Annotated in this window: 8 protein-coding genes and 1 tRNA gene; 3 read left to right on the top strand and 6 right to left on the bottom strand. The window is 44.3% G+C overall.

What is annotated here, in order from left to right; all coding sequences use genetic code 11:
- Position 1 precedes the first annotated feature (1 nt).
- Together JT719_RS04705 and JT719_RS04700 are read left to right on the top strand one after the other, a co-directional pair.
- A complete protein-coding gene (locus JT719_RS04705; RefSeq protein ID WP_207431337.1) occupies positions 2-895 on the top strand; it encodes a hypothetical protein in 894 nt (297 codons plus the stop codon).
- Positions 896-937: 42 nt separating this feature from the next.
- Complete coding sequence (locus JT719_RS04700) at positions 938-10015, top strand: Tc toxin subunit A-related protein (RefSeq protein WP_207431336.1); 9078 nt, start codon at positions 938-940, stop codon at positions 10013-10015.
- Positions 10016-10117: 102 nt separating this feature from the next.
- On the opposite strand, the gene JT719_RS25620 is transcribed toward JT719_RS04700, so the two are convergent.
- Both JT719_RS25620 and JT719_RS04690 read right to left on the bottom strand, forming a co-directional pair.
- Positions 10118-10183: a DUF4113 domain-containing protein gene (locus JT719_RS25620; RefSeq protein WP_207433266.1), complete on the bottom strand. Its 66-nt coding sequence runs from the start codon at positions 10181-10183 to the stop codon at positions 10118-10120.
- 3 nt (positions 10184-10186) lie between these two features.
- Complete coding sequence (locus tag JT719_RS04690) at positions 10187-10741, bottom strand: DinB/UmuC family translesion DNA polymerase (RefSeq protein ID WP_207431335.1); 555 nt, start codon at positions 10739-10741, stop codon at positions 10187-10189.
- Positions 10742-10804: 63 nt separating this feature from the next.
- On the opposite strand from JT719_RS04690, the gene JT719_RS04685 reads away from it, so the two are divergent.
- Positions 10805-12391 carry a recombinase family protein gene (locus JT719_RS04685; RefSeq protein WP_207431334.1) on the top strand — a complete coding sequence of 529 codons (1587 nt, stop codon included), beginning with the start codon at positions 10805-10807 and terminating at the stop codon, positions 12389-12391.
- Here the strand turns inward: JT719_RS04685 and JT719_RS04680 are convergent.
- The 4 genes from JT719_RS04680 to hemH form a co-directional block, all read right to left on the bottom strand.
- Positions 12357-12440 (bottom strand) — tRNA-Leu (locus JT719_RS04680). The genes JT719_RS04685 and JT719_RS04680 overlap by 35 nt on opposite strands.
- A gap of 50 nt (positions 12441-12490) precedes the next feature.
- Positions 12491-13024 (bottom strand): iron-sulfur cluster co-chaperone HscB C-terminal domain-containing protein, encoded by a 534-nt coding sequence (locus tag JT719_RS04675; RefSeq protein WP_207431333.1) that lies wholly within the window; start codon positions 13022-13024, stop codon positions 12491-12493.
- 245 nt (positions 13025-13269) lie between these two features.
- On the bottom strand, positions 13270-13791 hold the full coding sequence (locus JT719_RS04670) for an ankyrin repeat domain-containing protein (RefSeq protein WP_207431332.1): 522 nt from the start codon (positions 13789-13791) through the stop codon (positions 13270-13272).
- Between the two features lie 23 nt (positions 13792-13814).
- Positions 13815-14918, bottom strand: coding sequence for a ferrochelatase (gene hemH / locus JT719_RS04665; protein WP_207431331.1), 1104 nt, complete (start codon positions 14916-14918; stop codon positions 13815-13817).
- Between the last annotated feature and the right edge of the window lie 12 nt (positions 14919-14930).

Below are 14930 nucleotides of genomic sequence, written 5' to 3'. Positions count from 1 at the left end.
AATGGATTTCAAACCAAATGAGTTCTTCCTTGGCTTTACAGAATTTATCGTCATACTGCTACCAGGTAGCGCGATGGTAACTATACTCCTTGCAATGGAGGCTCAGCACCCTGCATGGTTCAACACTAGTAATACAATTGGACAGCCATTATATTGTTATGCTTTAGAAGAACTATACGCCCCCATTTTCTGGGTAAGTTTTGTATTTGCTGCTTTTGGATTTGGTTATTACTTGGGTTCGGTGGCAGGTGGAATGGATGTTGTATATGATATTATCAGAAGGCAAATTTATCCTTACCGGGAAAACTTAGAAGAGCAAATCAAAAAACCAAAAAAAGAAAAAATAGAAAAAGCTAAAAAATTAAGTAGAGAACAAAAAAAGATTCACTTAAAAAGACTTAAATCTAGCAAATTATCTGATGAAGTAGTTGAAGAGTTTTGGGAAAAATATAGGAGTAACCCTCTGCGTAAAGTCCTTCATTCCTTCTTTAACCTTAAACTCGAACTTAAGCTAGACCAAAATTATGTGTCTGCTAAACACCTTATGGATTCTGAAGCAAAGCCGGCGACTGAAAGAGACAACACCTTCAAATGGGCACTTTGCATCCTTGATACCTGGTATCCGTCCGTAGCAGAGCAGGTGAACCGGGCAATGGCTATCTCTAAATTTTTCAGGAGCCTTGTTTTAGTGGTTGCGCTAATAATAATTTTTCAGTGGATCGGTTTGCTGACTGGTTTACCAACCTGGCCGGCCATATTGCTTTTATTGTTTTCGTTTAGGGAGTACATCGTGCAACGCATCAAAAGCACAAAGTTAGCCTATCAGAGTATTGTGACCCTATTCTATGCTCCTCCCGAACTCCAGGGAGGTAAGAAAAATGAGCCTGAGAGTTAACCAAACTCAACCGTTTTGAAATTAACTCAAACTCCAAACCTAATGGAATCTAATAAAAGAAATCCTAAGCAGGGTAATGGCACATCAAAGGCTCTGGAGGTAAATAAGGTAATTAAAGATAATGGGCAGAAGCCTTTAAATGGTTCCATGCTTTATGGTAAGGTTACCGATGAAAATGGTACTCCGTTAAAGGGCTACCGGCTTTTGGTGAAACATAAAAGGTTGAGAACAGAAGAGTCCGTTGCTACTACCCATACGGACAATAATGGGGAGTACCGTTTAGCAATGGAGCTTAAAAATATATCATTTGAGAAAGCTACTGTTATTCATCTCATTGTCGAGGCTTACACACAGGAACCTGAATCAACTGGCAATGGGAAGGAACCACGAAATAAGAAAGATAGCACTGGAAAGGAAGATAATGCAGGAACAAAGCCCACCATAAGGAAGGAATTCGAGTATCGTCCAAGGCACTCTTTGAAGGTAGACCTGGAAGTACATAAACCATCTTCCCAGTACAATGTCCTGCACCGGAATATTCTCCGGGTATTGAATGGGGTCAAAGCCGACCAGGTCGAAGATCACGAATGGAAAGAGGTGGCAAGGCTTTCCGGAAAGCCTGAAGAACTCGTTCGACGCTATGCTACTGCGCGTAAACTCGCTAAGGAATTATCTATTCATGTTGATATTGCCTTTGCGTTTGTAGTGACAAATACTGGCACGGAAAAGAAAGTCTTACAAGGATTAACTACTGAACGCCTGGGTCGGTCTATCCGTGCTGCCATGTCAAAAGGTTTGATTGAAAAGTTGGACAATAAAGAGGTTGATTCAATCATAAGCAATCTCCAGGATCGTACCCTGGAAGAGGTGCGAGAAGAACGATTATCCGATCAACAACTTTCTTTTAATGATATCTTCGAGCTTAGTGGCGTTGATAAGCAGATAGCAAAAAAAATAGCTCAGTTGTGGCGGTTTAATGATGGTAATGATGAGCTCTTTTGGCGATCCTTCAAGCGGGAGAAGAAAATCGGCAGGCCGATGAAAGAAAAGGTTTGGAAATCTGCAGTTTTCGGGTTCATAGCAAGCGGCGAACCCAGATTAGCTAAGTTTTTAACATCAAATCTTTTAAACCCAAAGGATGCAGCCCGACTAAGCTTCAAAGAAACCAATAAAATCGTTATTAATACTTTAGGAACTGATCCTGATAATAGCCATCTAATTACCACTGAGGTGTTTAACAGGGCTTCAGAACTTTATCCTACCACTGCCCTGCTGCGGGATATGCCGGGCGATGATAATACAAACATAGGTATACCAGAAGCTGATCTTTTAAATACACTCCAGGAAGCAAATAAATTTAATTTGTTGCGAACTCCCATTCATGAATTTTTAGAAAAAAATGAATTAACAAAGCAATTATCAGAAGATCAGAGAAATAGGCTGATCGATTCGCTTAAGATCCGCCAACGGTTATTACGGCTGGGGGCAGGTTATCAAGAGACGAAGCATTTATTAAATGCCGGATATAAATCTGCTTATGATATTGTGCAGAGAGGCAAGAAGGCATTTATGGCTGCCATGGGAAAAATGAATGTTAAGGCAGAAAAAGCAGAAGAGTTGTACAGCAGAGCTCAGGAGACATGGTCGAAAACGACCCTTTTGGCAACTAAATTTAATCCGATTTTTAATGGGGTAGAAACGACTGTTACACCTTTTCCTGCGTTTGTTTGGGATAGTAGTCCCAATCTGAAGAACCTATTTCAAGAGCAGTCCCTGTGTTCCTGTGAACGCTGCCGTTCGCTGTTTAGCCCGGCAGCTTATCTAGTGGACCTGCTCGCTTTTCTGGAGAACCCAGACAACAACGCGGGTAGCAAAAATGCCTTGGAAGTATTGACGGAAGATGGCTCCTATGTACAAAAGGCGCGGCGGCCGGAAATAGTGGATATTAAATTATCCTGTGAAAACACCAACACGCTCATTCCATATATAGATATAGTCAATGAAGTACTGGAAAACGCAGTGTCCCCCAGGTCATCTCCGGCATATCAAACTGAATCCAGCGAGGAAGACCTGAGCGTTATCCCGGATCACATCAATGAAGATGCTTACCAGAAACTTGCCAGCACCGTTTTCCCGTTCACCCTCCCTTTTGATATTTACACCACTGAGTTGCGGATTATCCAAGAGCGACTCGGGACCTCACGGCGTGAATTATTGGAAATCTTCACCCCATTGGTAATTCCTAATGATCCCGACAATCAAAAGCAATTTTATGAACTGACGGAAGTTCGGATATTAACGGACGAACTGATTGTAGGCGAAGTATTCTCCCTTTCTACCAATGAGCGGAAACTTATTACGGGACAGCCTATCCAATCAGGAACGCCTACCTTCGCTCAACATCTATGGGGATACAAAGTACTTAACTTGAATTGGTTAAAGGACTTGGAAAACGTTAGTAAATTTCTTAGCAAAGCAAACTTATCTTATCCGGAATTACTTACACTATTATCGCTCAAGTCGGTCCAAGCAGCGGGCCGCCTAACATTAGAATTTAATAGTCCTACAGACTGTAATCCTGACCATATCCGAATTGATGGCTTAAACATAAAAGGGGCTGGATTTATTAGCCGGATACTTCGATTGTGGCGCAAAGTTGGATGGTCTATTTATGATTTAGATCGTGCCTTAACTGCACTGTCAAGTAAGGATTTTAATAATACACCTATTCTGGATGCGCCCCTTTTAATCAAGCTGTCTCATGTGCAACGACTTAAAGAAGGTCATTCTGTTTCGATACCTGAATTGTTGAGCTGGTGGGCCAATCTGGATATTGTTAATTATAATTCTGAACACCTTCCTCGTACTAATTCATTTTACTATGAGGTGTTTGAAAAGCAGCAACGGGGCTTGCCAGGAGGAACACGCTTCCCATTGACTGATGTAAATAGTGGTAGCATTGGGCGGTTTGGTGCCCATGAGGTTGATTTAGCAGGTGCATTGGGGATTTCCAGCGAAGAGGGTAGGATGCTAATTTCTACTTTGAGTATTGCTGACAGTGATATCTCGCTTACTAACTTATCCCTTGTTTACAGGTATGCATCGCTAGCTAAATACCTGGGAGCTAAGATGACTGAACTGCTCACATTTATTAATTTTGCAGGGGACCCATTCCTGGATAGTACCGGCACTCCTTCCACTACTTTGACCATGCGCTTCATTCAGCGTTGGGAGACATTGTCAGTTTCGTCCTTTTCCCTATCTGAGTTAAATTACTTACTGGTGCACGTAGACCAAGGTGAACGCCGCAACGGTCCTGATCCGGTTGTCCGACAGGCATTACAGGATTCTATCCAGAATGGACTTCGATCGCCAGGCCTAGGAGCGGACGATACTTCATTCGTTGCTGAACGTATAGCTCAGCATTTTGCCCTGGAACTGTCCGTTTGTGCTTCACTCTTAACCCAATGGCTAAATACTTCCGCGAACACCTCGTTCATGGATGAACTCCTTAAGCTAAAACAGGATCCACTTCCCGCAGGTACTGTGCTTTTTGATGAAATTTACGAAAGGCTACATAAAGTTACGGTCGTCATCAAAAAAATCGGTATACAAGAGGTGAGCGAAATAGATTGGCTATTCGGAACAGGTCCATCATTAGAATACCTGGACCTAGCTCAGTTGCCTCTTCAAGGACCTCAATCCTTAGTTGATATACGGACACGCTTTTCAGCTTGGGAGAAATTGATCCGTTGGACACAATTCAGAGACGAAATTGTTGCCGAGCACAAGAGTGAATATGCAAAGCTTTTTCGTATTGCCCAAGGTATCCCCAGTGGGTCTTCAGACGATTTGCCTTTGCCTTTTGATGCCACAACGCGAAGGGAACGTAGCGACTATATCACGACACTCAATAAGCTGACTGGATGGCATATTAATGATTTAAAATACTTGATTGGGCTGTTAAACAATACCACCGGACATGTGGTAAGCACGCTTAATACGCAGTTCCCGTATCATTTCAGGGATGAACAGCTTCCCTTTCTGGTAAGCCGCTGTTTCAAACTGCTTGGGCGCATCGGACTGCCGGTTGATCAATTGTACCCCAATGACTTAATGCTGAGGGATCAAGATGCGAGGTTCGCGTCAAAGTTTGTTGGGATAGCACGTGAAGTGCTCCGTACCAAACTTGGCCCTGACCAATGGCCAGCAGTGGCTAAGGAAATCCGGGATCAACTGCGTGAGCAACAACGGCGGGCTTTAGTTGATTATCTGGTAGCAGATTGGAACAAGGAAAGTTCCGGGTCACTTTACGATCATTTTCTGCTGGACGTAGAAATGAGTTCCTGCCGAAAAACGACCCGGGTACACTCTGCAATTTCAACTGTGCAGCTATTTGTAGAACGCGTTCTTATGAACTTAGAACCCAAAGTAGCTATCTCAGATGAGGGGGCAGTTCAGTGGGAATGGATGCGAAACTATCCAACCTGGGAAGCCAACCGGAAGGTATTCCTTTATCCGCAGAATTACCTGAAACAGGAATGGCGTAGTGATAAAACCCCATTCTTTAAGGAACTGGAAGATGAGTTGATGCAGCATGACATCTCTATGGACAAGGCGGAAACTGCTTTTCTGCACTACTTGGAAAAGCTGGACGAAGTTTCGCGGCTGCAAATTTGTGGTATGTATGTGGAGGAAGGTCCTAAAGGGCGTGATACTATCCACGTGTTTGGCCGCACCAGAAACTCACCAAATCACTATTACTATAGACGACTATTAAACCGAATCTGTTGGACACCATGGGAAAAGGTTGACGTGGACATTGAAGGCGACCATCTTATTCCCATCATTTATAATCGTCGTTTGTATCTATTTTGGCCCATTATATCAGAGAAGGATGAGAGCCCTTTTAAAATGGATGCATTTCTACGTCCTTTTTTTGATGTAGTGAATCTATTATTACAAGTGTCTCAGGCGGGAGGAGCAGTTGTTTATTCACTTATTGGTGCTTATAATAAGTTATTAGAAGCAATTGAAGATGCTGTTCATGTTGATCTTCATGATCTTAAAATAAGGAGAAGAGACTTTGAGGATCTTCCGTCAGATCCTTTAAAAGAGGCTATTGAAGCAGTAGGGGCAGGTTTGAAGCTGGTTTTCGATACAATTAGCCTTCATCCCTTTTTTCGTGTTCTTGATTTTTTACCTAAAAAACAATATGATATTCAACTTGCTTGGAGTGAATATCGCCATGGGCAATGGACATCTAAGAAAATGTCAAACTCTAAATTGACATTTCTAGATTTGACAGGTCCGCTTCTCAGGGAATTTCAAGAAATATTAAGTAAGGGGGGCTACCCTTCAGAAGATGAAGTGAAGGAAAATGAAGACGCAAGAAAAAAGAAAGCACCAGATGCTCCTTTTGATCGTAAACGGTTGTTCACCTTTAATGGTCGTATCGAAAACGATGACCAATTAGTAATTCAATCTCATGTTACCCGGTTAGGTATTGATGTAGGTAATAATGTATATGATGGTACTTATCTAAAATTCCTTGGATCTTTTGTACTCGACGACGCTTATGGTGCGCTGAATACCCATAAACCTGACTTAGGCTCTTTTGACTTTGTTACTGATATTTTGGCAGATATTCAGGATCTTGCATTCGGAGCCTTACAAAGTGCCTTGCAATTCGTTTCCGGTGAGCCAATCACTCAGGATGATGATCCCCAAGGAACGCTGAAAAAATGCGTAATTCCAGATCTTCTTAAATCCCTTGATTATCATCCCTCTATTTATCGGGTAATTGCCCCCCATCAGTATCAAAAGCGATGGCTACCATCAAATGAATCAAATTCCTATACTACAACAGACGACGGAAAACTTGATGATCAGTTTTTTATTCAAGATGCAAAACGCACCTACTGTTTTTTTTCTGGAAGCTTCCACACACACTATCATCCGTATATTACCGAAGTGATTCGCCAATTAAATCGGTATGGTCTGCCATCTCCTGGTCTCATGAACCCCTCTTTGCAGCAATTAAATAATAACGAACTTTTTGAGGATACTTACGATCCGACTGAAGCGGTTCTTGAGCCCTATCCCACGACAGATATTGATTATGAGCTTCCCGGCGCCTATTCAATCTATAATTGGGAACTTTTCGTGCACGGTCCACTGCTAATTGCCGAGAGGCTATCGGCTAATCAAAAGCATGAGGATGCTTTGAAGTGGTTGCATTTTGTATTCGATCCTACGGATAGTCGCAATGAACTAGCACCAAGAAAATACTGGCGTCCTAGACCCTTTGTAGAAGCCTCTTCTGAAGCATATCAAAGGGAAAGCGTTCGTCAACTTATGCTGGATCTGGCAGGAGCAGGTACAACTACTGCTCAGCTCACAGCTGAGGCCCAAGTTAAAGCATGGCAGCAGAATCCATTTAATCCCTATTTGTTAGCCAGTATGCGCCCAACTGCGCTACAAAAGGGAGTAGTTATGCAATACTTAGATACCCTGATTGCTTGGGGTGACCAAATGTTTCGGCAGGAGACTATAACTTCAATAAACATGGCGGCCTTGTTATACCGCCGAGCCGAGGCAATATTGGGCCCTAAGCCCAAAACTATCTTTCCACATAGAAAAGCACCCATTAAATCATTTAAAGAACTTAAACCTCTAGATGCTCTAGCGAACACCCTAGTTGAGCTGGAGCACTTTACATTAGGACCAGATCATTCCGGTATGTTACTGGAAGAGATTAGAAAGCTAACCAGGAGCTATAATGGTGTGGTAAAAAAAGGTAAAGCAGTTGCAAAAAACGGTAAGTTAAAAGAAGAAAATTTAAATATTGATAAATGGCGCAAGTTGATTGACTCGGGATGGAGCAAGTTATTAGTGAGTCATCAGGATCTATATTTCTGCATTCCTCAGAATGATAAATTGCTAAAATATTGGGATATAATTGAGGATCGCCAGCGAAAGATCCGGTACTGCCAGAACATAGATGGTGTTATAACAGACTTATCCCCATTTGAGAACGCTATTGAACCTGAACTTTTTATCCGCGCTCAGCAAGCGGGTATTGACCTCAGTGCAATTCTTGCTGATATTAATACAGGCGTACCTTCTTACCGGTTTACTTACCTGCTGCAGAACGCCAATCAATTGTGTGCAGAGGTCCGTTCGTATGGGAGTGCTTTACTATCTGCTTTAGAGAAAAAGGATGCCGAAGAGATGGCCCTCCTGAGACAAAGCTTTGAAGGAGTACTTCTTAACGCACAACGTCAGACTAAGCAGCGGCAAATTGATGAAGCAAAGGCTAATCTACAAGGACTGCAGCGATCTTTAGAAACGGTAAAGATTCGGAAAGACTACTATAGCCGAAACCTAACTTTACCAATTAGTCTACTGGAGGCAACGCAGCTTACATTAATGGGTACCAGTTTAGGAATACAGGGCATTCAAGCTGGCGTTATGATGGGAGCAGTGTCTCTTAGTTTATTACCTGAATTTATTACAGGGTTCCCTATTGCGGCTACCCAGGTTGGGGGTAGTAATACCTCCAATGCGGCTGATCGGGCAGCTCAGAATTTAGGCATTTTGGCTTCTATTGCCGGATCGGCAGGATCACTCGTGGGGACAATGGCTGGTTATGAACGCCGGAGCCAGGAGTGGCAGTTACAGAAAGATGTGGCCGAATCAGAGATGAAGCAGTTGGAAAAACAGATTATAGCGACAGAGGTACGGTTAGCTATTGCACAAATCGAACTGGATAACCATGATTTGATGGTACAGCAAAACCAAGAGATGCATAGCCTCATGCATTCCAAATTTACGAACAAGGAATTATATGTTTGGATGACCGGAGAGTTGTCAGGTCTATATTTTGAGAGTTACAAACAGGCCTATGATCAGGCTAAAAAGGCGGAGAAAGCTTTCCGAAATGATCTTTCCCTCAGACTTGATGATCCAACTAATTACATTCAGTTTGGATACTGGGACAGCCTTAAGCAAGGATTGCTTTCCGGGGAGCGGCTGCAACAGGCCCTTAAAAGGTTGGAAATTGCCTACCTTGAGCAGAATAAGCGTAGCTTTGAAATTCAAAAGCATATTTCCTTACGTAAGATTGATCCTCTTAGCTTAATAGAGCTTATTGAGAATGGGACCTGTGAAGTGGTGCTACCAGAGTGGTTGTTCGACATGGATTATCCAGGTCATTATAAAAGAAGGATTAAATCAGTAACTATATCAATTCCATGCGTAGTAGGCCCTTATACAAGCATTAACTGCACCTTACGGTTAAAAAAGAGTAAAGTGCGAATCAGTAATGATGTAAATCCAGCGTATAAGGATCAGTCCAGTTCAGGAAATCCCGATAGCAGGTTTTTCCCTGATTTTGTTCCTACACAGGCAATTGCCACCAGCCACGGACTCGAAGATAGTGGCGTCTTTCAGTTGGATTTTAGAGATGAACGTTACTTGCCTTTTGAAGGTGCTGGAGCTGAGAGCACCTGGCAGCTTGATCTTCCTAGAGAAACAAACTACTTTGATCGCCGGACTATAACCGATGTAATTCTGCATATGCGTTTTTCTTCCATAGATGGTGGCCAGCAATTGCGTGATGGGGCATTGCAGGAATTACGCAGCATATTACCTGAAAAAGGTATTCAGTTAATTGACTTAGAAAGTGTTTTCCCAAGTGAGTGGCACCGGTTTCTTAAACCTGCACCAGCTGGTGCGGAACAGGAACTTGTTTTCACTTTAACGCCAGAGCATTTCCCTTTTTACACCAGAAATAAAACTATTTCTTTTACTGAAATAAAGCTATTAGGTGATTTGGATGAACCTTCTGATATTGAAGCGGAGTTAAAAACACCGATGGGAAGTACAAGTCTTGATACTAGTAGAAGTGTTTCAGGGATAATAAGTAAGACAGGCGTTTTCGGTACTCTCCATGACGGGACGTTCGTTTTTGATGAAACGAGAGCTTTTTTAGGTGAATGGAGCTTAAAGATTCGGGCCAAGATGGGGCAGGATTATATGTCATTCGATCGTAAAAAGGTGAGAAGGTTGGCTATTATTGCCTTTTTTAAAACCTCTTACCCAATGACTCATCAATAGGTTTTCATTTAGGGAAAGAATTCTTATATGGCAGCTGACCAATGGGTGACTTCGTTGATGGATACTGTGCATCACCACTGGTAATAGCTTTCTATAATCTGCTTAATAGACTTTTATCAAATCCTCAAGCCGGGTGGTGTAGCAGGGGGAGAGATTGCCGCTCCACATCTGTCACTTCTGGCCTGTGCCCTGCACCCCGTAGCGCAAGACGCTGTGCCCGAACCGCTGCCTCAGCGTATCCAATGTCTGCATCAGCCCGCTGTCTCTTTCCTGGGTGCCACATGAGAAGAGGTTCTCCTGCACTTGGTTTGCGGGGCAGAGGCCGGTGACGATGATGCCGGTCTTCTTGTGGCGGAACCCTGGCAGGAAGATGGCCCTGTGCACCTCCATGGGGGCGGGAACGAGAACTAGCTCGCTGTCAGTGGGGCTCTCCAGTTTGACGGTACGGCTGTTGAAGTATCCCTGCCCGGGGTTGAGGAACCGGCTGGTCTCCAGGAAAACGGTGAAGGCTTTGGCGCGGGGCACCCGCTCCCAGATCGCTTTAGCGTGCTGCCCGATGTCTACGTGCCGGAAGTTGCCCAGGTCCACCTCTACCTGGGGCGCGTATTTCGAGAGCATCCGCACCACACGGTGGCTCATGTCCCCGTAGAGTTCATAGTTGAATCTGAACACGTAGATGCCGTTCTCCTCGGCCAGCTGCCGGATCTCGAACAGGGGCGCGCCCATCTTGCGAGTGCTTTTAATTGTTCTTTATGATTAATTATTTGTGTCTATAATCTATTCTAATTTATGCAGTACGACTATTTCAAACGGTTTGCTCCAATTCAAAATGAAATAAGTATTTCAAAGGATAAAACTGCTGTTATCTACACTCGTGTATCTTCTAAAGAACAGCTATCAAATGATAGCTTGGATACTCAATATAAAGAATGTACAAGTTTTGCTATCAAAAATGGTTTTAAAGTTGTAAAGTATTTTGGTGGCGTCTATGAATCTGCTAAATCAGATGATGATAGAAAAGAGTTTAGAGCAATGCTGGATTTTGTCACTTCTAAGAAGAATAAGATTGGTGCTATAATTTGCTTTAACTATGACCGCTTTTCCAGGACTGGTATTCAAGCTATTGAAATTATTTCATTGCTACAAAGGAATTCTATAAAGGTATACTCTGCTATAAACACGTTTGACCCTGAATCTATTGAGGGAAAGGTCATGTTGACTATGACTTTGTTACAAGCAAATATTGCCAATGTTAACAAAAGTATAGATACAAAGAGGAAAATGAGGGAAAAGATTCAAAATGGTTATTGGGTGCATAAATGTCCACGTGGATATGCAAGGGATTCTAAAAAGATAATTCATATAAACAGAGAAGGGGAACATATAAGGGAAGGATTTCAAATGCTGTTGAAGGGTTTCACACCCATCGAAATACAACGGTATTTATATGTTAAGGGATTAAGAATTAATACCAAGAGGTGGTCTGAAATATTCCGTAATCCATTCTATTGTGGAATAATGATATCAAACTCTTATGATTATATACCTATAGAAGGTAAGCACCCTAAGATTGTTTCCTTACTTGAATTTAAAAGGGCCATGGAAATTTTAGATACTGATGGTAAACCGAGAAATGGCAATTTAATTATAAACACTGGGCTGCCACTGAAAGGGAACATTAAATGTGCAAGCTGCGGGAGCAAGTTTACTGGATACTTAAACAAGAAAAAGCAAAAGTATTATTACATATGTAATAATCAGGATTGTAGGATTAATGTATCAGCAGTAAAGGCAAACAAAGAATTCTATGAATATCTCAAAAACATTGTTCCAATTAGTCTTCCATCGTCCTTATTAACACAAAGACTGAAAGAATTACTTGTCGAACTTAATTCGATAAACTCTGCGGATATAGAGAAATGTCAAATTAAAGTAGATGCTTTAAAGTCAAAAATGAGTCAACTAGCTGATATGTTACTTTCAGGTATGATTTCAAATGATCTATTCAAACAGAAGTTACATGAATTTGAGAACCAAAAGGAACAAATTGAATCTAAGCTGGAGAAACTGCAAATGAACGTATCGAACCCTGAAGAGGTGGCTGCAATATGTATCCAGTATGTTAGAAAAACGCCCTTTCTGTGGTTGAATGAAGGTATTTCTGTTAAACGTAGGGTACAGCAAACCACATTTACTGGTCATATTTTCTACGACAAGGAAAATGCCTGTTATCGAACAAATGGAATCAACTCGGTATTCCATGTAATAAACACTATAACAGCAAGTTATAACAATAAAAAAGCGGACTTGTCACTGTCTTTTGTGAACAAGTCCGCTGGAGTACCCAGGGCCGGAGTCGAACCGGCACATCCGTGAAGATATTGGTGTTTGAGACCAACGCGTCTACCGATTCCGCCACCTGGGCAAGCACTCTTTCGGTAGAACCTGTTAAACGGTGCGTTTCCGCGGTGCTTATCAGGAATGTGGTGCAAACTTAGCCAATGAATCCTGAATACGCAAGAGGTACCGGCGCTTCAAATAATAATTTTTTACCTGTTTTAAGGCTTCTATCTGATCCTCAGGCGATAAATTTGCATAATTTTCCAGCAGGGGCCAGATCTCGGCCTTCAGTTCGCCTTCCAGTTGCATGGTTTGGTCAGAGACAATCTTGAACTGCAGAGAATCTGGCTCCATTTCCAGCTCCATCAGCTGCTCGTTCAGTTCCATTACCTCCATCAGGAAATCCTGCGGCAAATCGTTCTGGCCGCCTTCTTCCAAGAGGCCGTGCTGCTCCAGAATGTACTGCATGCGGCGGTCAAAATTTGAAAGCGTGCGGTAGGCGTTGGTGTTGAGGGTAGACTTCTCCAGAATCTCCTGCTGCTTTTCCTGCGACTCCAACGTGTAGAAGTCGGGGTGGAACTCGCGGCTCAGGGCGTAATACTTGGTCTGGATGGCTTTCTCATTGGGCAGAAAGCTTTCCGGCATTTCATAGAATTGGAAGTAGTTCATGGGCTACCTGGGTTAGGGTGCGTGTTAAAGGGCAGGGCTCACCGGAGCAGTGCTGGGTAAAATTACTTCTTTCCCGCTGATTTGTTTTGTTTTGGGGTTGATCTGGTAAAAACAGCCGCAAAACAGAAAGAGCAACGGGGTGGGTGGTTCCTGACTGCTTATAAAAGCAAACGGCCGAGGTGCTGCCCCGGCCGATGCGGATCTATGGAAAGGGAGTTTGTTCTGTTATGAGAACGTGCTCCTCGTTATTTCTGCAGCAGGGCAGCCGCCTGGGTATTGCCTTGTTGCTGCGCCAGCGCCAGGGCGGTAAGGCCGCGCTGGTCTTTGAGTGAGGCATCGGCGCCGTGCTGAAGCAGCAGTTGCACCAGGTCATTCCGCCCGAACATGGTGGCGAACATCAGGGCCGTGCCGCCGTTTCCGTTCTGCAGGTTCAGGTTGGCTTTGTGGTCAATCAGGAGTTGGGCAATGGCAAGGTGGCCTTTGAACGCGGCTCCCATGAGGGCGGTGTTGCCGGTGAGGTCCTGGTAGTTCACGTTGGCCCCGGCTTTGAGCAGGGCAGCAGCGGCTTCCGGCTGACCGTTGTACACGGCTAGAATCAGGGGCGTGAAGCCTTTGGCATCGGTGGTGTTCACATCGGCTTTGGACTGAATCAGCTGCTGGATAGCGGCCACATTGCCGGTTCTGGCGGCGGAAAACAAATCTGTGCTCTGCGCGAACAAAGTGGCGGGTAAAAAGAAGAAAGCTAATTTCAATAAAAGGGTTTTCATGGGTATGGACTATTGGGTCTTGATCAATTGAGAGAAATGGAATGGATGCTGGGGTAGCGTTTAAAAGCGTGAAAGGCTTTTTGGGCCGTTTTCTGCGAAACAGAGGTAAACTGGGTGACAAGTTGGTGGAGGCAGGCAATCCAGGAGGCATTGTCGTTGAGGCTTTCCACCAGTTGCCAGTGGGTGCCGCCCAGTTCTTCAAACAGCTCTTTGTATTCCTCGCCCACCTCAATGGTGGTTTCCAGGCAGTCGGCAATAAAGGAAGGCGCAAACACCAGCACTTTTTTCGTGCCAACGGCCGCCAACTTGCGGATCACGTCCTCGGTGTAGGGCTGAATCCAGGGATCCTTCCCCAGCCGGGATTGGAAGCAGACCGTATATTGGTCTTCCGGAATGCCTAGCTCCAAGGCAATGGCACGACTGGTGGCGTAGCACTGCGCCCGGTAGCAGAACTGGTTGCCTTCGTGCAGCGAGTGCTGGCAATGGGCCTCTTCGCAGCTTTTGAACCGCTCGTCTTTGTGCAGTTGCCGCTGGGGCAGGCCGTGATAGGTGAACACCACGTGGTCGTACGTTTGCCGGTCCAGGTGTTTTTGGCCTAGTTTCGCGAAAGCCCGGATAAACTGCGGATGGTCCCAAAACTGATTCACAAACCTGATCTGGGGCAGCACGGTCCAGTCTTTTACCGTTTCCATCACCTTCTGGTACACCGATCCGGTAGTGGCCGAGGCGTACTGCGGGTACAGCGGCACCACCACCAAGGAACTAATGCCCAAGGCTTTGAATTCGGCAAGAGCATTTTCAATGGACGGGTTCTGGTAGCGCATGGCCAGTTTCACCACGTATTTACTGCCCAGCGAGGCCTGCAACAGTTGCACCGCCCGGTAGCCGTACACCTTCAGTGGCGAGCCTTGAGCGGTCCAGAGCTGGCGGTACACCTTCGCAGATTTAGGTGCCCGGAACGGGGCGATCACAAGGTTCACCAAAGGCCAGCGCTTCAGGAACGGAAGATCAATGACCCGCTCATCCATCAGGAACTGCCTGAGATATTTGCGCACATCGGCTACGGAAGGGCTGTCTGGGGTGCCTTGGTTCACTAACATGACGCCGGTTTTGGTGATCAGTGACATGGGTATATGGGT

This window comes from Sabulibacter ruber, assembly GCF_017355955.1.
Classification (GTDB): Bacteria; Bacteroidota; Bacteroidia; order Cytophagales; family Hymenobacteraceae; genus Nibribacter; species Nibribacter ruber_A.
Note: the sequence above shows the minus strand (reverse complement) of the source record. Positions and strands in the feature narration are given on the sequence as shown.